Annotated in this window: 2 protein-coding genes and 2 pseudogenes; all 4 read left to right on the forward strand. The window is 72.7% G+C overall.

Annotation, left to right across the window (positions count from 1 at the left end):
• Positions 1–80 precede the first annotated feature (80 nt).
• Positions 81–4187 (forward strand): annotated as a pseudogene (locus ACFYPJ_RS20610) (SDR family NAD(P)-dependent oxidoreductase); the annotation flags it as partial.
• Positions 4188–4571: 384 nt separating this feature from the next.
• Positions 4572–7757: pseudogene (locus tag ACFYPJ_RS20615) on the forward strand (beta-ketoacyl synthase N-terminal-like domain-containing protein); the annotation flags it as partial.
• Positions 7758–7775: 18 nt separating this feature from the next.
• Complete coding sequence (locus tag ACFYPJ_RS20620; protein WP_389019179.1) at positions 7776–16658, forward strand: SDR family NAD(P)-dependent oxidoreductase; 8883 nt, start codon at positions 7776–7778, stop codon at positions 16656–16658.
• A 72-nt stretch (positions 16659–16730) separates the two neighbouring features.
• Positions 16731–22799 carry a type I polyketide synthase gene (locus tag ACFYPJ_RS20625; RefSeq protein ID WP_389018938.1) on the forward strand — a complete coding sequence of 2023 codons (6069 nt, stop codon included), beginning with the start codon at positions 16731–16733 and terminating at the stop codon, positions 22797–22799.
• The last annotated feature ends 30 nt before the right edge of the window (positions 22800–22829 follow it).

Raw genomic sequence — 22829 nt, forward strand, 5'->3', positions numbered from 1 at the left:
CCGAGCAGGTGTCCGCTCCGGCGGCTTCGTCCGACCCCGCCGAGGCGCGGCGGCAGTTGCTCGCCGACGTGCGCCTGGCCGTGGCCGACATCCTCGGTTTCCAGGACGCCTCGGACATCGAGCCCGACCGCGCCTTCACCGAGATCGGCATGGACTCCATGTCGGCGGTGCGGCTGGCCGACCGGATCAGCACCGACACCGGCCGCCGCCAGCCCGCGACCCTGGCGTTCGACCATCCCACCCCGGCCCGTGTCGTCGACCACCTCATCGCCGAGATACTCGGCCGCGACGAGGAGTCCGACCGGGGCACCACGCACCGCGGCGAGACGGACGAGCCGATCGCCATCGTCGGCATGGCCTGCCGATTCCCCGGCGGCGAGGGTCCTGACGAGCTGTGGCGGCTGCTGCGCGACGGCGCGAGCGGTGTCGCGCCCTTCCCCGCCGACCGCGGCTGGCAGCTCGACGACCTGGACCCCGCGATCTGCCGGCAGGGCGGATTCCTCACCGACGCCGCCGGGTTCGACGCCGACTTCTTCGGCATCAGCCCGAGGGAGGCGCTGGCCATGGACCCCCAGCAGCGCGTGCTGCTGGAGGTGGCCTGGGAGGCCGTGGAGAACGCCGGGATCGACGCGGGGACCCTGCGGGGCCGCAGGACCGGCGTGTTCGCCGGAGTGGGCGGCTCGGACTACGAGCACGCGATAGCCGGGACGTCCGTCTCCGGCGGCCATCTGCTGACCGGCACCGCCGCCGGCGTCATCTCCGGCAGGATCGCCTATCTGCTCGGCCTGGAGGGTCCCGCCCTGACCGTCGACACCGCGTGCTCGGCGTCGCTGGTCGCGCTGCACCTCGCGGTACGGGCGCTGCGGGCCGGCGAGTGTGAACTGGCCCTCGCCGGCGGTGTCGCGATCATGTCGACCGAGCGCGGGTTCCGCCAGTTCGCCGAGCTCGGCGGACTGGCCGGTGACGGGCGGTGCAAGGCGTTCGCCGACGACGCGGACGGGACCGGCTGGAGCGAGGGCGCCAGCATGCTGCTGGTGGAACGCCTCTCCGACGCCCGCCGCCGGGGACACCGGGTGCTCGCGACGGTGCGCGGCACCGCGATCAACTCGGACGGCGCGTCCAACGGGCTGTCCGCGCCGAGCGGACCGGCCCAGCAGCGGGTGATCCGAGCGGCCCTCGCCGACGCCGGTGCACAGCCGTCCGACGTGGACGCCGTCGAGGCACACGGAACCGGAACCGTCCTGGGCGACCCCATCGAGGCGCAGGCCCTGATGTCCGTCTACGGAAAAAACAGGGACCCCGAACGACCGCTCTGGATGGGATCGGTCAAGTCGAACATCGGGCACGCCCAGGCGGCGGGCGGAGTCCTCGGCGTCATCAAAATGGTCCAGGCCATGCGGCACGACGTGCTTCCCCGCACCCTCCACGCGGAGCGTCCCAGCACCAAGCTGGACTGGTCGCGCGGCGACGTCCGGCTGCTCACCGAGGAACAGCCGTGGCCGGTGTCGGAACGCCCACGCCGGGCGGGTGTGTCCTCCTTCGGCGTGTCCGGCACGAACGCCCACGTCATCCTGGAGCAGGCGCCCGAGGAGCCGGCCCCCGCGCCGCTGCCGGAATCAGGTGACGTGCTGCCCTCGGTGCTCACCGCGCGCAGCGAGGGGGCGCTGCGGGAGCGCGCCGTGCGGCTGGCCGACGCGATCGGCGGGGCGGCCGACACGGACCGGCCCGGCCTCGGTGCGATCGCGTCCGCGCTGGCCGGCACCCGTGCCACGTTCGAACACCGTGCCGTGGTGCTCGGCACCGGCCTCGACGCGCTGACCGCCGGGCTGCGCGTGATCGCCGCGGGCGAATCGGCCGACGGCGTGGTCACCGGGACGGCCCGGCCGTTCGACCGTGCCCCGGTGTGGCTCTTTCCCGGGCAGGGCAGTCAGTGGCCCGGCATGGCGAACGAACTGCTCGATGCCTCACCGGCGTTCGCTGCCCGGTGGGACGAGTGCGACCAGGCGATGCGCCCGCATCTGGGATGGTCGATCACCGACGCGGCCCGCTCCGGCTTCGGCGACCGGGACCCGGAGGCCGCCGACGTGGTGCAGCCGATGCTGTTCGCCACCATGGTGTCGCTGGCCGGACAGTGGGAGTCGTGGGGCGTGCGGCCCTCGGCGGTGATCGGCCACTCGCAAGGAGAGATCGCGGCAGCATGCGTCGCGGGCGGACTGTCGGTCGAGCACGCTGCCGCCGCGACCGTGCTGCGCGCTCAGGCCCTGCGGGAGCTGTCGGGGAAGGGCGGGATGCTCTCGCTCGCCGCGACCCCCGACGACGTGACGCGCTGGATCGAGCCCTGGGGCGACGCGCTGTCGGTCGCGGTGTTCAACGGCCCGGCTTCCACGGCCGTCACCGGCGCACTGCCGGCACTGCGTGAACTTCGCGCAGCGGCGGAGAACAAGGGGGTGCGCTCCCGCTGGATCGGTATCGACTACGCCTCGCATTCCGCGCACGTCGAGCCGCTGCGCTCGCGCCTGCTCGACGCGCTGTCCCTGGTCGCCCCCCGCACCGGCGACATCCCCTTCTTCTCCACCGTCACCGCCGACTGGCTGGACACCGCGGCGCTGGACGCCGACTACTGGTACCGCAATCTGCGTCAGCCGGTGCGGCTGGCCGAAGCGGTCACCGCGCTCGCCCGGCAGGGGCACCAGGTGTTCACCGAAATCAGTCCGCACCCGATTCTGAACCTGCCGGTCACCCAGACCCTGGAACAGACGGGGAAGCCGGCCCTGGTGACCGGCAGCCTGCGCCGGGGGGACGGCACAGTGCGCCGGCTGATGACCGCGCTGGCCGAACTGTTCGTCAACGGAGCCCCGGTCGACCTCACGCGGGTGCTGCCGGCCTCACCGCGCCACGTCGAGTTGCCCACCTACCCGTTCCAGCACCGGCGTTACTGGCCCGACGCGCCGCGCAGGGCGGCAGCGGACACGACCGGGGCGACTGCCTACGAGACCCAGTGGACGCCGCTCGCGCCGTCCGACGGGACCGCGCCCGGCCGGTGGCTGGCTCTGGTACCCGCCGACGGCACCGACCCGGCCGCCGGCGGGACGAGCGCGGCAGACCCGGTGCTGGCCGCGCTGCGGGGCGACGGCGCCGAGGTCGTGGTGGTCCCGGTCCGGCCCGATGACCTGAGCGCCGATCTGGAGGCCGACGTCGCCGCGCTGGCCGACCGGATCCGTACGGCGGCCGTCGGATTCACCCCGTCAGCAGTGGTGAGCCTGACCGCACTCGACCCGTCCCCGCACCCCCACCGGCCGGAGGTGCCCACCGGGCTGGCCGCCACACTGGTCGCGGTCCGCGCGCTCGCGGCGGCCGGGCTCGGTGTACCCCTGTGGTGCGTCACCCGAGGGGCGACCGGGGAGACGGCGAATCCCGTGCAGGCCGCCGTGTGGGGCCTGGGCCGGACGGCCGCGCTGGAGTACGCGGGCGGCTGGGGCGGCCTGATCGACCTGCCGGACGCCCTCGACGGGAAGTCCGGCCGGCTGCTGCGTGCCGCGCTGGGCAGGGCGGGCGACGAGGACCAGATCCGGGTGGCGGACGGGCGGCTGCTGGGCCGCAGGCTCGTCCCCGCCGGACTCCCTGAACGACCCGGCGGCGCATGGCGGCCGGCGGGCACCGTAGTGGTCACCGGAGGAACAGGTGCGCTGGGCGCCCACGTCGCCCGCTGGCTGGCCGGGCACGGTGCCGAGCACGTGGTACTGGTCAGCAGGCGGGGCCCCGACGCACCCGGCACCGACGAACTGCTCGCCGAACTGCGGGCCAGCGGTGCCAAGTCGACCGCGCTGGCCTGCGATCTCGCCGACCCCGCCGCGGTGCACGGACTCGTCGGCTCGCTGCGCGAAGCGGGCGAGCGGATATGTGCCGTGGTGCACGCGGCCGGTGTCGGCGGCAGCATGCCGCTGTCCGCCACCGGCGTCGACGACCTGGCGACCATGGTGGCCGCCAAGGTCAACGGGGCCCTCGCCCTGGAGTCGGCCCTCGACCCCAGCACGCTCGATGCCGTCGTGTACTTCTCCTCGGTCAGCGCTGTCTGGGGCATCCGCGACCACGGCGCCTACGCCGCGGCCAACGCGGTGCTCGACGCGCACGCGCGCAACCTGCGGGCGCGGGGTGTGCGAGCGCTGTCCGTCGCCTGGGGGCCATGGGCCGGTGCGGGCATGGGCGACGACGCCGCGTTCCGGGAGGGGCTGGCGCGTACCGGCGTGCGCCTGATCGACCCGGCCGAGGCGATCCGCATCCTCGGTGCGCTGCTGACCGCCGACCGCACCGAGGCCGCGGTCGCCGACATCGACTGGCGGCGTTTCCTGTCCGTATACGCCGCGGTCCGGCCGAGCGTGCTGTTCGAGGCACTGTCCACGCCGGAGCCAGCGGCCGCCGCCCCCCGCGACGGTGGGGGCGACAGCCGTACCGGAAGTGCCGGCTTCGCCGAGACGGTGCGCGGCCTCAGCACCGCCGAGCAGAACGAGCGGCTGCTGCGGCTGGTGCAGCGCATCTGCACCCGCGTGCTCGACCGTCCGGATTCCACGGGTATCTCCGCGAGCCGCGCATTCCGCGATCTCGGTTTCGACTCGCTCACCGCGGTCGGGTTCCGCAACGAACTCAACCGGGCCACGGGTCTGCACCTGCCCGCGACCGTCGTGTTCGACTACCCGAACCCCGGTGAGCTGACCGTCCATCTGCGCAGTCGGCTCGGGCTGGACGAGCCGGACACCTACGACACCGAGGAAGAGGCACGGATCCGGCACGCTCTGGCCACCCTGCCGCTGGAGCGGCTCCGCCGCGCGGGCGTCCTCGACCTCCTGACCACCCCGGCCGACCCTGATCAGGACACCGACACCGGCCAGGAGCAGAAGCCGCGGTCCATCGACGAGATGGACATCGAGAGCCTGCTGTCCCTGGCCCGGCACAACGACGCCGGCTGACCCCCCTATCCCGAGAGGACGCCCACCATGGACAGCTCAGCCGAAGTCGTCGAGGCACTGCGCGGTACGCTCAAGGAGGTCGAGCGCCTGCGGCGGCAGAACCGGACCCTCCAGGACGCGGCCTCCGAGCCGATCGCCATCGTCGGTATGGCGTGCCGATACGCCGGATCGGTGCGTTCCCCCGAGGACCTGTGGCACGTGGTCGCGGAGGGCATCGACGCGGTCGGGGATTTCCCCGACGACCGGGACTGGGACGTGGATTCGCTGTACGACCCCGACCCCGAGGCCCCCGGCAAGAGCTATACCCGCCACGGCGGATTCCTGGCCGATGCCGGTGCGTTCGACGCGGGTTTCTTCGGTATCTCCCCGCGTGAGGCGGAGGCGATGGACCCGCAGCAGCGTCTGCTCCTGGAAACCTCCTGGGAAGCGGTCGAAAGGGCCGGGGTCGATCCCGTCTCGCTGCGCGGCAGCCGCACCGGGGTGTTCGTCGGGACGAACTACTACTACTACGGCGCACATGCCCGGAAATCACTGGACGACCTATCCGGGTACGAAGTCACCGGCACCTCCACGAGCGTCACATCGGGCCGGGTCTCCTACACGCTCGGACTGCAGGGGCCGGCGGTGAGCGTGGACACGGCGTGTTCGTCGTCGCTGGTGGCGATTCACCTGGCGGCGCAGGCGCTGCGCCGCAACGAGTGCTCGCTCGCGCTGGCCGGCGGCGTGACGGTGATGGCCGAGCCCGACACGTTCGTCGTCTTCTCGCGCCAGCACGCGCTGTCCGAGGACGGCCGCTGCAAGCCCTACGCCGAGGCCGCTGACGGCACCGGCTGGGGTGAGGGTGTCGGTGTGCTGTTGCTGGAGCGGTTGTCGGATGCGCGGGCGGCGGGGCGTCCGGTGCTGGCGGTGTTGCGTGGTTCGGCGGTGAATCAGGATGGTGCGTCGAATGGGTTGACGGCGCCGAACGGTCCGTCGCAGGAGCGGGTGATTGCGGGTGCGTTGGAGGATGCCGGTCTGTCGGCGTCGGATGTGGATGTGGTGGAGGGGCATGGTACGGGGACGCGGTTGGGTGATCCGATCGAGGCGCAGGCGTTGCTGGCGGCGTATGGGCGGGGTCGTGAGGTGCCGTTGTTGCTGGGGTCGGTGAAGTCGAACATCGGTCATACGCAGTCGGCTGCGGGTGTGGCGGGTGTGATCAAGATGGTGATGGCGATGCGTGCGGGTGTGGTTCCCCGGACGTTGCATGTGGACCGGGTGTCGTCGCATGTGGACTGGTCGTCGGGTGGGGTGCGGGTGGCGACGGAGAAGGTGCCCTGGCCGCGGGTGGACCGTCCCCGGCGGGCCGGCGTGTCCTCGTTCGGAGTCAGCGGCACCAACGCACACCTGGTGCTGGAACAGGCTCCGGCACTGCCCGAGGCGGCTCCCGAACCGGCCGGCAGGACCGCAACCGGGACACCGCCGCGCGTCCCCGTCGTGAGTGACATGCGGGTCGTGCCGGTGCGCGTGTCCAGCCGCAGTGCCGAAGGGCTGCGGGAACAGGCGGGCAGGCTCGCCGAATTCGTCCGTTCGCATCCCGAGACCCGTCTGATCGACCTCGGACTCTCCTCGGTGACCACCCGGTCGGCCTTCGAGCGCCGTGCCGTGGTCGTCGCGGCCGACCGCGACGAACTGCTGAACGGGCTGGACGCGCTCGCGTCGGGCCGCGAGCACCCGGCGGTGGTCTCCGGCTCGGTGTCCGGCACGGTCGAGGCCGGTTCCGGCGTGGTGTGGGTGTTCCCCGGCCAGGGCTCGCAGTGGGCCGGGATGGCGCTGCGGCTGCTGGAGTGCTCCCCGGTGTTCGCCGAGGCGATGGTGGAGTGCGACGCGGCGCTGTCCGACCTGGTCGACTGGTCCCTGCCCGCAGTACTGCGCGGTGAGCCGGACGCGCCGGGGCTCGACCGCGTGGATGTGGTGCAGCCCGCGCTGTTCGCGGTGATGGTGTCCCTGGCCCGGCTGTGGCAGGAGCTGGGCGTGGCGCCCGCCGCGGTCGTGGGCCACTCCCAGGGCGAGATCGCGGCGGCGGTCGCCGTGGGCGCCATGACACTCCGCGACGGTGTCCGGCTGGTGGCCGAGCGCTCCGGCGCCATCGGGGCGAGCCTTTCCGGCCACGGCACCATGGCGTCGGTGGCGGCGCCGGCCGAGGAGGTACGGGCCGCACTGCGGGACGGCGTGGAGATCGCCGCCTACAACGGGCCCCGCTCAGTGGTGATCTCCGGTCCGGTGGACGGCGTCACCGAGACGGTCGCCGAGTTCAAGGCACGCGGCGTGCGGGCCCGGGTCATCCCCGTCGACTACGCCTCGCACACCGAACAGGTCGACGCCCTCGCCGAGGCGATCCGCGCGGTGGCCGGCCGGGTCACAGCGGTGTCCCGCCCGCAGACCTTCCTCTCCACGGTGACCGGAACCCCGGTGGACACCGGGACCCTGACCGACGACTACTGGGTGGACAACCTGCGCCGGCCGGTGCTGTTCGACCAGGCCGTACGTACGCTGCACGAGCGGGGTCACGGAACGTTCCTGGAAGTGAGCCCGCACCCGGTGCTGTCCGGCTCGGTCGAGGACACCGTCGACGATGACGCGGTGCTGGTCAGCGGCACGCTGCGACGCGACCGCGACGACCTGACCTCGCTGCTCACCGCGACCGGCGCGCTGCACGTACGCGGCGTGGAGGTGGACTGGGCGCGACTGTACGACGGCACCGGCGCCCAGACCGTGGACCTGCCGACCTACGCGTTCGAGCGACGCACGTACTGGCTGCGCGGCTCGGCGGGCGTGGACGGGCGGGCACTGGGCCTGCGCACCACCGGCCACCCCCTGCTCGGCGCCGTCGTCGACCAGCCCGACGGCGGGGCGGTGCTGACCGGGCGGCTGTCACTGCGCACGCACGCGTGGCTGCGTGACCACCGGGTCAAAGGCGCCGCCGTCCTGCCGGGTACCGCCCTGCTGGAGATGGCGCTGCTGGCCGGTGACGAGGTCGGCTGCCGGTCCGTGGCGGAGCTGGTCTTCCACGCCCCGGTCGTGCTGCCCGAACGCGGTGAGATCGATCTGCACGTGGTCGTGGAACCGTCGGCCGGCCCGGCTCGGAACATCCACTTCCACTCCCGGCCGGTCGGGGAGGCCGGCGCGAGCTGGCAACTGCACGCGAGCGGAACGCTGTCCGACGGCGTCCGAGCAGCGGCGGACCAGCCGCTCGGCCAGTGGCCGCCGCACGGTGCGCGGGCGCTGGATGTGAGCGGCGCCTACGACCGGTGGGCGGCTCTCGGCCTCGGATACGGCCCGGTCTTCCAGGGCCTGCGGGCGGCGTGGGAAGCCGGCGACGAGGTCTTCGCCGAGGTCGCACTGCCGGAGAGCGGCCTGGGCGACGGACGGTTCTCGATCCACCCGGCCGCACTGGACACCGCACTGCACGCGGCGCTGCTCCCCGGGACCGACGACGGTGTCAGGCTGCCCTTCTCCTGGCGGGACGTGTCCGTGTACGCCACCGGGGCGACCACCCTGCGGGTCCGGCTGACCCGCGCCGAAGGAGCCGTCGGCGTGCTGGTGGCGGACGCCGACGGCAGGCCGGTCCTGACGGCCGGAGCGGTCGCTTCCCGACCGCTGCCCGAGACCGGCCCGGCCGGCGCGGGGGCGGGCGGGCTCTACCGGGTGGACTGGGCGCCCGCGGCGGAGCGTCCCGGGGTGCCCGCGACGGTCGGGACTTGGCCCGTCGTGGGCGAAGACGTTCCCGACGTGCTGGTGGTGCCCTGTCCGAGCGGCGATGCCGGACAGGTGGTGGAGTCCGTACTGACCACGGTGCGGGCCTACCTGGCCGACGATCGCTGCTCCCGCTCACGTATGGCCGTCGTGACACACGGCGCGGTGTCCGGGGAGGACCTCGCGGCCGCCGCCGTCTGGGGCCTGGTGCGGTCGGCGCAGACCGAGAACCCCGGACGCGTCCTGCTCGTCGACTCCGCCGAGCCGGTGTCCGAACGGAACTGGGGCACGCTGCTGGGGCTGGAGGAGTCGCAGCTGTGGCTGCGCGACGGCGAGACGCTGGTGCCCCGGGTGGTGGCCGCCGAGCAGCGGCTCACCCCCCTGTCGCAGCCGTGGCGGCTGGAGCCAGGACCGGGCGGCACGGTGGACGCCCTTTCCCCGGTGCCGGCCCCCGACACCGGCCGCGACCTCGGTGCACACGAGGTCCGGGTGGAGATGCGCGCGGCCGGGGTGAACTTCCGGGACGTGCTCATCACCCTGGGCATGTACCCGGACAAGGCACTGCTCGGCGGCGAGGGCGCCGGTGTGGTCACCGAGATCGGCTCCGGGGTGACCGGGCTCGCGGTGGGCGACCGGGTGCTGGGCCTGATCGACGGGGCCTACGGTCCGGTGGCGGTGGCCGACCACCGCATGCTGGCCCGCATCCCGCAGGGCTGGTCCTTCACCGACGCCGCCGCGGTGCCGACGGTGTTCCTGACGGCCTACCACGGCCTGGTGGACCTCGCCGGGCTGCGGGCCGGCGAGCGGGTCCTGGTGCACGCGGCGACAGGCGGGGTCGGCACGGCCGCGGTCCAGCTGGCCCGCCACCTGGGCGCGGAGGTGTTCGCCACCGCGAGCCCGGCCAAGTGGCAGGTACTGCGTGAGATGGGACTGGACGACGCGCACATCGCCTCCTCCCGGTCGCTGGAGTTCGAGCGGCACTTCGGCGGCGAAGGCGGCGTCGATGTCGTACTGAACGCTCTGGCCGGTGAATTCACCGACGCCTCCCTGCGGTTGCTCGCCCCGGGCGGCCGCTTCATCGAGATGGGCAAGACCGACATCCGCGCCGAGGACTCCGTTCCCGACGCAGTGGTCTACCGGGCGTTCGACATCGGCCGGGTGGACCCCGACCGGCTGCGCAGCCTGCTGGCCGAGCTGCTCGCGCTGTTCGACCAGGGTGTGCTGACGCTGCCGCCCATCACCACCTGGGACTGCCGCGACGCGAGGGAGGCGTTCCGGTACGTCGCGCAGGCCCGGCACGTCGGCAAGAACGTGCTCACGATCCCGGTGTTGTCGGGGTCGGAGGGTGTGGTGGTGGTCACGGGGGCGACGGGGGTGCTGGGTTCGGCGTTGGCGCGTCATCTGGTGGTGGCGCACGGGGTGCGGGATCTGCTGTTGCTGAGTCGCCGGGGGCCGGTGGCGGCGGGGGCGGGTGAGCTGGTCGAGGAGTTGCGGGGGCTGGGTGCGCGGGTGGTGGTGCGGGCGTGTGATGTGGCGGATCGTGCGGCGTTGCGGTCCGTGCTGGAGGGTGTGCGGGTCGCTGGTGTGGTGCATGCGGCGGGTGTGCTGCGTGACGGTGTGGTGGAGTCGCTGGGCGTGGAGCAGTTGCGGGAGGTGCTGGCGCCCAAGGTGGCCGGTGCATGGAATCTCCATGAGCTGACACGTGATCAGGACCTGTCGATGTTCGTCCTGTTCTCCGCCGTCGCCGCGACCGTGGGCGGTGCGGGTCAGGGGGCGTATGCGGCGGGCAACGCGTTCCTGGACGGTCTGGCGCGGGCCCGGGTGCGTGCTGGGTTGCCGGGGCTGTCGCTGGGGTGGGGTCTGTGGGAGGAGGCCAGCGGTATGACGGGCGGGATGTCGGAGGTGGACCGGGCCCGGGTGTCCCGCGCCGGTGTCCGGGCCCTGTCCACCGAGGACGGACTGCGACTGTTCGACCGGGCCCTGGCCGGATTCGACGGCGCGGTGCTCGCGGCCGCCTGGCGCACCGATCCGGCGGTCGAAGTCCCACCCGTGCTCCGCACGTTGTTCGGTGCTTCCGCGCGACGGCGCGTGGCCGCCCGGCAGACCGGTGAGCCGCAGGGCCTCGCCGACCGGCTCGCGGCCCTGCCCGAGGAGCAGCAGCTCGCACGGCTGGCCGAGCTGGTCCGTGAGCAGGCCGCACTCGTCCTGGGACACGGTTCGGCCGACGACGTCCCCGCCGACCAGGCGTTCAAGGACCTCGGCTTCGACTCGCTGACCGCGATCGAGCTGCGCAACCGCCTGGCTCCGGAGACCGGCCGCCGGCTGTCCGCCACGCTCGTGTTCGATCACCCCACGCCGGCCGCGCTCGCCGCGCACCTGCGCGGTCTCCTGCTGGGCGGGACCGTGGACCGGGCGGCCGTGCCGGCCACCCGGTCCGCGGTGACCGGGGACGACATCGCGATCGTCTCCATGGCCTGCCGGTTCCCCGGTGGCGTGGCCTCGCCCGAAGACCTGTGGCGGCTGGTCGATTCCGGTGGTGACGCGATCTCCGACTTTCCGGACGACCGCGGCTGGGACGTCGACGGCCTGTACGACCCGCAAGGAGAACGACCCCGCTCCAGCCGCACGAGGTCCGGTGGGTTCCTGCACAACGCGGCCGAGTTCGACCCGGGCTTCTTCGGTATCTCCCCGCGCGAGGCCGTCGCGATGGACCCGCAGCAGCGTCTGCTCCTGGAAACCTCCTGGGAAGCCGTCGAGCGAGCCGGGATCAGGCGTGATGACCTGCGCGACAGCCAGACGGGCGTCTACGTGGGCATGTCGTACAACGAGTACGACAGCCTGCTGGACGGGCTGGACGACGTGGAGGGCCACCGGGCGACCGGCAACTCGGCCAGTGTCGCGTCGGGCCGGGTCGCCTACACGCTCGGACTGCAGGGGCCGGCGGTCAGCGTGGACACGGCGTGCTCGTCGTCGCTGGTGGCGATTCACCTGGCAGCGCAGGCACTGCGCCAGAACCAGTGCTCGCTGGCGCTGGCCGGTGGCGTGACGGTGATGTCCACCCCTGCCATGTTCGTCGAGTTCTCCCGGCAGGGCGCCCTGTCCCAGGACGGCCGGAGCAAGGCGTACGCGCAGGCGGCGAACGGATTCGGCTCCGCCGAGGGTGTCGGTGTGCTGTTGCTGGAGCGGTTGTCGGATGCGCGGGCGGCGGGGCGTCCGGTGCTGGCGGTGTTGCGTGGTTCGGCGGTGAATCAGGATGGTGCGTCGAATGGGTTGACGGCGCCGAACGGTCCGTCGCAGGAGCGGGTGATTGCGGGTGCGTTGGAGGATGCCGGTCTGTCGGCGTCGGATGTGGATGTGGTGGAGGGGCATGGTACGGGGACGCGGTTGGGTGATCCGATCGAGGCGCAGGCGTTGCTGGCGGCGTATGGGCGGGGTCGTGAGGTGCCGTTGTTGCTGGGGTCGGTGAAGTCGAACATCGGTCATACGCAGTCGGCTGCGGGTGTGGCGGGTGTGATCAAGATGGTGATGGCGATGCGTGCGGGTGTGGTTCCCCGGACGTTGCATGTGGACCGGGTGTCGTCGCATGTTGACTGGTCGTCGGGTGGGGTGCGGGTGGCGACGGAGAAGGTGCCCTGGCCGCGGGTGGACCGTCCCCGGCGGGCCGGCGTGTCCTCGTTCGGCATCAGCGGCACCAACGCACACGTCATCGTGGAACACGTGCCCGAGCCGGAGCCGGTGGGCACCGAGGAGGACGCGGCGACACTGCCGTTCGTGCTCTCGGCCCGGTCGGCCGGTGCCCTGGGCGAACAGGCGGCCCGGCTGAGTGAGCACCTGCGGTCCCACCCGGCACTGCGGCTCGCCGGCCTGGCCACCACGCTGGTCGCAGGCAGGTCGCAGTTCGAGTACCGCGGCACCGTCGTCGCGGCCGACCGCGACGCGTTGCTCGCCGGCCTGGAGGACATCCGTGCCCAGGCGTCGACGCCCGCGTCGGCCGCGGCGCGGGTGGCGATGGTCTTCTCCGGCCAGGGCAGTCAGCGAGCCGGAATGGGGCGCGAACTCCACGATCGCTACCCGGTGTTCGCCGAGGCGTTCGACGCCGTGCGCACGGCCCTGGCGGAGGCGGGCGCGGCGCTCGGGCTGCCGGAGGTGGATGTCGCCGCGGCGATCACCACGGGAGATCTGGACGCGACCGGCGTGGCACAGCCCGCGATCTTCGCCGTCGAGGTGGCGCTGTACCGGCTGCTGGAGTCCTGGGGAGTGAGCCCGCACGTGGTCGTCGGCCACTCGGTAGGCGAACTCGCCGCGGTGCACGTGGCCGGCGTGTTCGACCTCAGGGCCGCGGCGACGCTGGTCGCGGCCAGGGCCGGGCTGATGCAGGCACTGCCCGGCGGCGGGGCGATGCTCGCGGTCCAGGCGTCCGCGGAGGCCGTCGCCGCCGACCTGACCGACCGGGTGGCCCTGGCCGCGGTGAACGGGCCGTCCTCCGTGGTGGTCTCGGGCGACGCGCAGGACGTGGCGGCCCTCGGCGCCCGGTGGCGGGAGCAGGGGCTGCGCACCTCCGTGCTGCGGGTCAGCCACGCCTTCCACTCGCCGCACATGGACCCCATGCTGGAGCGGTTCGCCGAGCTGGTGGCCGACGTGGTCACCGGCGCGGCCGAACCTTCCGTGCCCGTGGTGTCCAGCGTCACCGGCGAGCCGGCCGGCGCGGACCTGTTCAAAACCACCGCGTACTGGGTGGATCAGGTGCGGAACACCGTACGATTCGCCGATGCCGTAGCCGGCATCGACGCCGGGCAGCGGCGGCCGGGGCTGGTCTTCCTGGAGGTCGGCCCGGACGCGGTACTGACGCCGATGGTGACGAACTGCCTGGGCGGCCGGCCGGACGCGCCCGCCGCGGTGGCGACCCTGCGCCGGAGCGGTTCGGATGCGGCCTCCTTGTTGTCCGGGGTCGGACAGGCGTACTCCCGTGGCGTCCCGGTGGACTGGGCGCGGGTGCTCGATCGGACCGGTACGCCCGCGGTCCAACTGCCCACCTACGCCTTCCAGCGCGAGCGGTACTGGCCGAGGCCGACCGCCGTCCGGACGGACGCCGCCTCCATGGGGATGACCACCACGGAGCACCCGCTGCTCGGCGCCGCCGTGGGCCTGGCCGGCGGTGACGAGTACCTGTTCACCGGACGGTTGTCACTGGCGACCCATCCCTGGCTGTCCGGACACATGCTGCTGGGGCGGGTGGTGTTTCCCGGTACGGCGATGGTCGAACTCGCCCTGCACGGCGGGCGTGCCCTGGGCCATCCGGTGCTCGCGGAGCTGACCCTGGCCCGGCCCCTGGTCTTCGACGACGCGCAGGCCATGCAGGTCCAGCTACGGGTCGCGTCGAGCAACGAGGACGGCACCCGGTCGTTCGCCGTGTACTCCCGCCCCCAGGACGCCCCCGCCGATCAGCGGTGGACCGAGCACGCCTCGGGTGTGCTGGTGGAGGGACCGCAGGCGGTCGACGCCGAACGGCTCGCCCCGCTGTCGGGCAGCTGGCCACCGGCCGGCGCGCGAGCCCTGCCGACCGAGGGCGCCTACGAGTCGATGGACGACTCGGCCGTCCACTACGGTCCCGAGTTCCGGGGGATGCGCAAGGTGTGGGAACGCGACGGCGAGCTGTTCGCCGAGATCGCACTGCCCGCCGAGTCCCATGCCGAGGCAGCCGCCTTCGGGCTGCACCCGGCGTTGCTGGACGCGGTGTTCCACCCCGTACTGGTGGCCCCGCAGCTGATTCACGGCGACAGCGGTGAGGACGCCGGGCCCGGACAGGTCAGGATGCTGTTCTCGTGGACCCGGATGTCGATCCACACCCTCGGCGCGCATTCCCTGCGGGTGCGGATCACCCCGGTCGGGCCCGACCAGATGCGGCTGACCATCACCGACCACACCGGGCTCCTGGTGGCGGCGGCCGACTCGGCCGCCATGCGCCCGGTGGCCCCCACTCAGCTGGCCGGGGCCGGCAGGGCGACTCGGAACGGGCTGTTCCACACCGAGTGGACACCGCTGCGGCCGGCGGGCGGGGCCGGCCCGGACGGCACGTACGCGGTCCTGGGCGACGACGCCCATGCACTCGCGTCCGGCCTGGCGGGGCTCGGTCTTGACGTGCGCAGCCACGCCGACCTGTCCGCGCTCCTCGCGGAGTCCGGCTCAGGGACGGATCGCGTGCCCGCCGAGGCGCCCGACGTCGTGTTCGCGCCGATCGACGTGTCCGAGGGACTCGACCCGGCCGCGAACGCGCACGACGTACTGGCCCGTGGCCTGACGCTGGTGCAGGACTGGCTGAAGCAGGAACGGCTCGCCTCGACCCGGCTGGTCGTGGTCACCCGGGGCGCGGTCGCGCCGGACGGCGGTGCGCCGGACCCGGCCCTCGCCGCGCTGTGGGGCTTGCTCGGCTCGGCCCAGTCCGAGCACCCGGGCCGGTTCACCCTGCTCGACCTGGACGCCTCGGCTGCCCCGGCGCCTGCCGCGGTCCTGGCCTGGGAGTCGGACGAACCGCGGGTGGCGGTCCGAGCGAATACCGCGCGAGTGCCACGATTGCGCCACGCCACGGCATCGGCGAAGGAGGACATCACCCTCGACCCGGCCGGTACGGTGCTGATCACCGGAGGTACCGGCGCGTTGGGCCGGCAGGTCGCCGAGCACCTGGTGAAGGACAGGGGCGTCGGCCACCTGCTGCTGCTCAGCCGGAGCGGCAGCAACGCCCCCGGCATCGAGGAGTGGATCACCGAGCTGACCGGCCACGGCACCTCGGTGGAGGTGACGGCGTGTGACGTCTCGGACCGGGACGACCTGGCCAAGGTGATCGCCGACGTGCCCGCCGGGCACCCGCTGATCGGCGTCGTGCACACCGCCGGTGTCGTGGACGACGGCGTGGTGGCGTCCCTCGACACCGACCGGCTGAACACGGTCCTGCGCCCCAAGGCCGACGCCGCCTGGCACCTGCACGAGCTGACTCGCGGAATGAACCTGGCGTTCTTCGCGCTGTTCTCCTCTGCAGCCTCGGTACTCGGCGCGCCCGGCCAGGGCAACTACGCCGCGGCCAACGCCTTCCTCGACTCCCTCGCCCAGCTCCGCAGGGCCGAGGGCACAACCGCCACGTCGTTGGCCTGGGGCCTGTGGGCCGACGGCGGCATGAGCGGCCGGATCGGTGAGCGGGAGGTCGAGCGCATCGTCGGCGCCGGGGTGTCCGCGATGAACACGAGCGACGCCCTGGAGCTGTTCGACGCCGCGTTGCGGACCGACACCGGCGCGCTGGTCACCGCGGTGCTCGACCTCAACCGCATCCGCGCATCGGGGGCCCCGGTGCCTGCCGTCCTACGGACGCTGGTTCCCCCGGCGGCGCCCGCCGGGACGGTGGCGACCGTCCGGGGGAGTGGCGACTCGCTGATGCGCGGGCTCGCCGGGCTGCCGCCGCACGACCAGCGGCGCGAGCTGCTGGCACTGGTGCGCGCCCAGACCGCGACGGTCCTCGGACACCAGTCGCCCGAGTCCGTGCTTCCCGACGCCGGGTTCCTGGAAGCGGGGCTCGACTCACTCACAGCGGTGGATCTGCGCAACCGGCTGGCAACGCTGACATCGCTGCAGTTGTCGCCGACCCTGGCCTTCGACTACCCGTCACCCGTCGCCCTCGCGGAGTTCCTCTGGTCGCAACTGGTCCAGGAGGAGACGACCACCGGCACGGCCGACCTGCAGTCCGAGCTGGACCGAGTGGAGGCGGCGCTGCGGTCCGTGGAGTTGACGGGCCAGGAGTACGACGCCCTGATGGTCCGGCTGAGCACGCTCATGACGCTGCCGAGTGCCCCGGCCGACGCGACCACCGGGGAATTCGACGGCGGACACGGCGACGACGATGTCGCCGCCGGCCTCGAAGAGGCGTCGGCCGACGAGGTACTCGACTTCATCCAGAGGGAGTTCGGTGCGAACTAGCCGCCCGGCCGCCCAGCACCCCCATCGCAACGACCCGTGCCGCACCGACTCCTTCACTGGTGGTAGTGAGACATGACCGAATCAGCCGCGCCCGGCAAAGGCACCAGCCTGCTGGAGAACCTCAAATTCGTCACCGCCGAGTTGCACCGCACCCGCCGTCGCCTGCGCGACGCCGAGGCGCATCGCCGGGAACCCATCGCCGTGGTGGGCATGGCCTGCCGCTTCCCCGGAGGGGTGAGGTCACCGGAGGACCTGTGGCGATTGGTCGACGACGGTGTCGACGCGATCACGCGGTTCCCGCAGGACCGGGGATGGGACATCGACTCGGTCTACGACCCCGACCCGGAGCAGACCGGTCGCAGCTACGTCAGGGAAGGCGGTTTCATCGACGATGCCGCCTTGTTCGACGCGGAGTTCTTCGGCATCTCCCCGCGCGAGGCGGTGGCGATGGACCCGCAGCAGCGGCTGTTGCTCCAGACCTCGTGGGAAGCCGCCGAACGGGCCGGGATCGATCCGCTGTCACTGCGTGGCAGCCGCACCGGGGTGTTCGTCGGCGCGGCCTCCGCGGGGTACGCCACCCCGGGCGGCCAGGACATCCCGGACGAGCTGGCAGGCTACATGCTCACCGGCAACACGCTCAGTGTCATGGCCGGCCGGGTCTCCTACGCCCTCGGCCTGGAGGGGCCTTCGGTCACGGTCGACACCGCCTGCTCCTCGTCGCTGGTGGCGCTGCACCAGGCGTGCCAGGCGCTGCGGGAACAGGAGTGCTCACTCGCGCTCGCGGCCGGAGCGTCGGTCACGGCCACTCCGTTCATGTACGTCGAGTTCTCCCGCCAGCGCGGCGCGTCGCCGGACGGCCGGTGCCGGGCCTTCGGTGAAGGTGCCGACGGCACCGGGTGGTCCGAGGGCGTGGGCGTGGTGATGCTGGAGCGGCTGTCCGACGCCCGGCGCAACGGTCATCAGGTGCTCGCCCTCGTCCGGGGATCCGCGATCAACCAGGACGGCGCGAGCAGCAGGCTCACCGCGCCCAACGGTCCCTCCCAGCAGCGGGTCATCGGACAGGCGCTGAAAGCCGCGGGTCTGTCCGCCTCCGACGTGGACGTGGTGGAGGCGCACGGTACCGGAACCCGCCTCGGTGACCCGATCGAGGCGCAGGCGCTGCTGGCGGCCTACGGCCAAGGCCGTGCGGCGGACCGGCCCCTGTGGCTGGGCTCGCTCAAGTCCAACATCGGGCACACCCAGACCGCCGCGGGGATCGCGGGCGTCATCAAGATGGTGATGGCGATGAACCACGGGAGCATGCCCGCCACGCTCCACGCCGAGCAGCCGACCTCCCAGGTGGACTGGTCGGCCGGCACCGTGCGGCTGCTGACCCGGAAGCGGGAGTGGCCCGGCACCGAGCGGCCCAGGCGCGCGGCGGTGTCCGCGTTCGGCATCAGCGGAACGAACGCGCATGTGGTGCTGGAGCAGCCCACGGCGCCCGAGACGCCGGCACCGCCGCCCGGCACGGGAGTGTTCGGTCTGCTGCCCGTCGCGCCGGTGGTGGTGTCCGGCCGTTCGGCAGCGGCGCTGCGCGCGCAGGCAGCCCGGCTCGCCCGGTTCGTCGACGAGCGGCCCGGGGTTCGCCCGCTCGACGTGGGATGGTCCCAGGTGACCTCCCGTCCACTGTTCGACCATCGCGCCGTGGTGCTCGCCCCGGACCGCGAGACCCTGATCGAAGGGCTGACCGCGCTCGCGGAGGACAGGCCGCACCCCGGTGTCGTCACGGGCACGCTGGAACGGACGGTGGCCGACTCCGGCGTGGCCTGGGTGTTCCCGGGCCAGGGCTCGCAGTGGGCCGGGATGGCGCTGCGGCTGCTGGAGTGCTCCCCGGTGTTCGCCGAGGCGATGGCGGAGTGCGACGCGGCGCTGTCCGAGCTGGTCGACTGGTCGCTGTCGGCGGTGTTGCGCGGTGAGCCGGGCGCGCCGGGCCTCGACCGGGTGGATGTCGTGCAACCGGTGCTGTTCGCGGTGATGGTGTCCCTGGCCCGGCTGTGGCGTGAGGTGGGTGTGGGGGCTCGTGCGGTGATCGGGCACTCGCAGGGCGAGATCGCCGCCGCGGTCGCGGTCGGTGCGCTGCCGCTGGCCGACGGGCTGCGCCTGGTGACGGGCAGGTCCGCCGTGGTGGCACGGTCGCTGTCCGGTCACGGCACCATGGCGTCGATCGCACTGCCGGTGGCCGAGGTCGAGCGCCTGTTGCCGGAGGGGGTGGAGGTGGCCGTGGTGAACGGCCCGTCCTCCGTGGTGGTCTCCGGCTCGGTGGAGGGCGTCGAGGCGCTGGTCGCCGACTGCGCGGCCCGTCAGATCCGTGCCCGGCGAATCTCGGTGGACTACGCTTCCCACTCGGCTCAGGTGGACGAGATCGTCGACGAACTGCGGCCCCTCGTGGACGGGGTGAGAGCGGTGTCCCGCCCTGAGCTGTTCTGCTCGTCGGTCACCGGAGAGATGCTCGACACTGCGTCGCTCTCCGGTGACTACTGGCTGGACAACCTGCGCAGGCCGGTCCTGTTCGACCGCGCGGTGAAGACTCTGCGCTCCCGCGGCTTCTCGGTGTTCGTCGAGGTCAGCCCCCATCCGACACTGACCGGTGCGGTCGAGGACACCCTGGACGACCCCTCGGTCGAGGTGGCGGCCTCACTGAGGCGGGACCGCGAGGACGCGGCCTGCTTCGTGGAGTCGCTGGCGCGGCTGTTCGTACGGGGCGTCCGGATCGACTGGGCGCAGGTGTACGGCCGGCTCGGCGCGTCACGCGTCCCGCTCCCCACCTACGCGTTCCAGACCGAGCGGTACTGGTACACGGCCCCCGCCGTCGCCGATGTCCGCGGGATCGGCCAGCGTCCGACGGCGAACCCACTGCTCGGTGCGCAGCTGGACGGCCCGGAGGGAGGTCTGGTACTCACCGGGTGCCTGTCGTTGCAGAGCACGGCGTGGCTGGGCGACCACCGTGTCGACGGTGCCGCGCTGCTGCCGGGGACCGCGGTGGTGGAGATGGCGCTGTCCGCGGCCGACGAGGTCGGCCTCGCGCGGATCGACGAGCTGGTGCTGCACCAGCCGCTGATCCTCCCCGAGTCCGGCGAGATACGCGTCCAACTCGTGGTCGACCCTGCGGACGAGCAGGGCAACCGGTCCTTCGCGCTGTATTCCGCCGGGGACCGGTCGTGGCACCGCCACGCCACCGGCACCCTCACCGGCGGGACCCCGACGCGGTCCGTGGATCTCACTGCGTGGCCGCCGGCCGGCGCGGCGCCGGTCGAGACCACCGACTGGTATGAGCGACTCGCGGACGTGGGACTGGACTACGGTCCCTCGTTCCAGGGCCTTGAGGCCGTGTGGCAGCGTGGCGACGACGTGTTCGTGGAGGTCGGACGCCCGGAGGCACAGCGGCCCGACGACGGCTTCGTCCTGCACCCGGCACTCTTCGACGCGGTGCTCCACGGAATGTCGGTGTCGGGCGGGCAGCAAGCCGCCGCGCTGCCGTTCACCTGGCAGGGAGTCGAGCTGTACAGCGGCGGGGCGTCCCGGTTGCGCGCCCGCATCGCACCGGCGGGTCCGAACACCGTCTCGCTCGCGATGGCAGACGGCACCGGCGCCCCGGTGGCCGAGGTCGACTCCCTGACGGTGCGGCCACTGCCGAAGGGCGGGCCCGGCCGGACGGACGACTCGGTGTACGCGCTTGACTGGGTGCCGGCCGCCGTCACCGCCGAATCGACCGGACGTACCGTGGAAAGCTGGCCGGTCGCGGCCGGCCGGCCGGACGTGGTGGTCGCGCGGTGCCCGGACAGCGCGGACACCGACCCGGTCGCAGCCGTGGAATGGTGCCTTGCGGTGCTCCAGCCATGGCTGTCGGACCAACGCTGGGGCGAGTCCCGGCTGGTCGTGTCGGTGCGGGGCGCAGCCTCCGGGCAGAACCTGGCGGCTGCCGCCGTGTCCGGGCTGGTCCGCTCGGCTCAGGCAGAGAACCCGGGGCGCATCGTCCTCGTCGACTTCGAGCCCGAGCCGGCCGACGGCCCGGGCGAGGAGCCGTCGGCGGAAAAGCTGGCGTCGCTGGCATACGGTGACGAGCCCCACCTCCTGGTGCGCGGATCGCGGGTACTGGTGCCGCGGATCGTTCCGGCCGGCCTTGCCACTGACGCCGGCCCGGTGTTGTCGGGGTCGGAGGGTGTGGTGGTGGTCACGGGGGCGACGGGGGTGCTGGGTTCGGCGTTGGCGCGTCATCTGGTGGTGGCGCACGGGGTGCGGGATCTGCTGTTGCTGAGTCGCCGGGGGCCGGTGGCGGCGGGGGCGGGTGAGCTGGTCGAGGAGTTGCGGGGGCTGGGTGCGCGGGTGGTGGTGCGGGCGTGTGATGTGGCGGACCGTGAGTCGTTGCGGTCCGTGCTGGAGGGTGTGCGGGTTGCTGGTGTGGTGCATGCGGCGGGTGTGCTGCGTGACGGTGTGGTGGAGTCGCTGGGCGTGGAGCAGTTGCGGGAGGTGCTGGCGCCCAAGGTGGCCGGTGCATGGAATCTCCATGAGCTGACACGTGATCAGGACGTGTCGATGTTCGTGCTGTTCTCGTCGGTGGCCGGCACCCTGGGACCGGCGGGTCAGGGGGCGTATGCGGCGGGCAACGCGTTCCTGGACGGTCTGGCGCGGGCCCGGGTGCGTGCTGGGTTGCCGGGGCTGTCGCTGGGGTGGGGTCTGTGGGAGGAGGCCAGCGGTATGACGGGCGGGATGTCGGAGGTGGACCGGGCCCGGGTGTCCCGCGCCGGTGTCCGGGCCCTGTCCACCGAGGACGGACTGCGACTGTTCGACCGGACCCTGGCGGCCGGTGACGGGGTACTGCTCCCGGTGCCGCTGCGCGCCGACGCGCTCGGCGACGACGTACCCGCGATTCTGAAGGCGCTGGTGCCCCGGCGCGCTCGTCGGCGGCGTGCGGTCGAGACAGGCCCACAGCTCGATGTGGCTGCGCGCCTGACGACCATGTCTGCCCACGAGCGGGAGCAACTGCTGTCGGATGCCATCCGGGAACAGATCGCCATCCTGCTCGGGCACACCTCGGCCGAGCAGGTCGGCCCGGACCGCACGTTCAAGGAGCTGGGCTTCGACTCGCTCAGCGGCGTCGAACTCCGCAACCGCATCGCGGCCCTCACCGGCAAGCGGCTGCCCGCCACCATCGTGTTCGATCACAACGGCCCTCGGGCTCTGGCCAAGTACCTCAGCGAGCTGACCTACACCCCCGCCGACGCCGACGCGGCCGGGAACCGACCGCAGAGCGACGACTTCATACTGTCGTTGCAGCGCAAAGCGATCGCCACCGGCGGCTACCGGCACTTCCTCGACGTACTCATGGCAGCCGCGCGTATCGAGCCGTCCTTCGACCACGCCGGAGAGGAGCTGGTGAAGCGGGTCGTGAAGCCGATCGGCTCCGGACCGGCCGGACCGGAGCTGATGTGTTACCTGTCGCCGGTCGCGCCCTCGGACATCGACCAGTACACACCGTTCGCCCGGCAGATGTCCGGACTGCACGAGACCTGGGTGAGCGCCTCGCCGGGATTCAAGGCCGACGAGCCGTTGCCGGCCGACCTCGACGCCCTGCTCGACCTGCACCGGGCCGCGCTGCGGACGGTGTTCGACGACCGGCCCCCGGTACTGGTCGGGCACTCGTCCGGTGGCTGGATCGCCTACGCCCTGGCGCAACGCCTGGAGGAACTCGGCGAGCCCGCGGCGGGCGTGGTGCTCATCGACACCTACCTGCCCCCGCCGCGGATGAATCAGCAGGTGCAGGAGCGCATGCTGGGTGAAAACACCCAGCGGACCGTGCTGCTCGCCGACACCCCCGGTGCCCCGTCACGGCAGTTCGTGGCGATGGGCGCGTATGCACATCTCTTCAGCACGTGGAACCCCGCCCCTCTCTCCGGAACCCCGGTACTCTGCCTGGGCGCCGCTGAGTGGCTCGACCAAGGGGTCGGCGACCCCTGGTGGCGGGCGTCGCTGGGCATCCCGCTCGATCCGATCGAGGTCCAGGGCAACCACTTCACGATGATGACCGCGCACGCCGACGTCACAACGACGGCAGTCAATGACTGGTTGTCGAAACATGTCCCGTCCCCGGAACGGCTCGGATGAAGTCGCCGAAGTCCCGGGTGTGCGTATGAG

The sequence above is a fragment of the Streptomyces sp. NPDC006012 genome, assembly GCF_042871185.1.
GTDB lineage: Bacteria > Actinomycetota > Actinomycetes > Streptomycetales > Streptomycetaceae > Streptomyces.

Bases quoted from the DNA above. Each gene is read 5' to 3' on its own strand.
- ACFYPJ_RS20625 (WP_389018938.1), top strand. From the start codon at position 16,731: ATGACCGAATCAGCCGCGCCCGGCAAAGGCACCAGCCTGCTGGAGAAC.